This is a genomic window from Pseudomonas rubra, from assembly GCF_028656935.1.
GTDB lineage: Bacteria > Pseudomonadota > Gammaproteobacteria > Pseudomonadales > Pseudomonadaceae > Aquipseudomonas > Aquipseudomonas rubra.
This window is the reverse complement of record NZ_JAMDGZ010000098.1, coordinates 1-1,234: the sequence shown is the minus strand read 5'-3', so window position 1 is coordinate 1,234 and position 1,234 is coordinate 1. Positions and strand designations below refer to the sequence as shown.

The window sequence follows — 1,234 nt, the reverse complement described above, 5'->3', positions numbered from 1 at the left end:
GTAGTGGTCTACTAACCCCGGACACCCATTTAGGCGAGAATGCTCGCCACAGAGAGGTGTCTGATGACCAAGCAACGCCGTACCTTTACCCCTGAGTTCAAGCGCGAAGCTGCCTGCCTGGTGCTCGACCAAGGCTATAGCCACGCCGAAGCTGCACGCTCGCTCGGCTTGGTCGAGTCGGCCCTGCGCCGGTGGGTCAATCAGCTTCAGCAAGAGCGCGGCGGCATCACGCCGGCCAGCAAAGCGTTGACGCCAGAGCAGCAAAAAATCCAAGAGCTGGAAGCTCGGATCACGCGCCTTGAACGCGAGAAGTCGATACTAAAAAAGGCTACCGCGCTCTTGATGTCGGAAGATCTCGAGCGTACGCGCTGATCCGCCAGCTCAGCGACCATGAGCCCGTTGATTGTTTGTGCGAAGTGTTCGAAGTCACTCGCTCAAGTTACTACGCACATCGTCATAGAAGGCGAACTCCGGACGTTGAACGACTGCGGTTGCGCAGTCGAGTGAATGAGCTGTTCACGCGAGGGCGAAGTGCGCCCGGCAGCCGTAGCATCAAGGCAATGATGCAAGAAGAGGGTGAGCAAATCGGAAGATTCAAGGTACGCAGCCTGATGCGTGAGCTGGCGTTGGTCAGCAAGCAGCCAGGATCACATGCGTACAAAAAGGCCACAGTGGAGCGGCCAGATATTCCGAATATCTTGAACCGAGCGTTTGATGTCAAAGCGCCAAATCAGGTCTGGTGTGGCGACATCACTTACGTTTGGGCGCAGGGCAAATGGCACTATCTGGCAGTTGTCCTGGATCTCTATGCACGCAGAGTGGTGGGCTGGGCCTTATCAGAAAAGCCGGACGCAGACCTCGTGGTCAAAGCGCTGGACGTGGCTTACGAACAACGCGGAAAGCCTCAAGGGCTGCTGTTCCACTCCGACCAGGGGTCGCAATATGGCAGCCGTCAGTTCCGCCAGAGACTGTGGCGCTACCGCATGCGGCAGAGCATGAGCCGCCGAGGCAACTGCTGGGATAATGCGCCGATGGAGCGAGTATTTCGCAGCTTGAAATCAGAGTGGATACCGACCACAGGCTACCTGACCGGGCAGCAAGCTCAACGAGACATTAGCCGATACCTGATGAATCACTACAACTGGATCCGACCCCATCAATTCAACGATGGACTGGCTCCGGCGAAAGCTGAAGAAAAACTCAAAACCGTGTCCGGAATGAGTTGACCACTACA

1 protein-coding gene is annotated in these 1,234 nt (G+C 56.6%); it reads left to right on the top strand.

Annotation, left to right across the window (positions count from 1 at the left end):
* Positions 1 to 63 precede the first annotated feature (63 nt).
* Positions 64 to 1,226, top strand: a protein-coding gene (locus M5G17_RS27330) for an IS3 family transposase (protein WP_273895967.1) whose coding sequence is annotated in 2 segments (ribosomal slippage) — positions 64 to 319 and positions 319 to 1,226 — 1,164 coding nt in all. Because the reading frame shifts where the segments join, the coding sequence is not laid out codon by codon here.
* Positions 1,227 to 1,234: the final 8 nt, after the last annotated feature.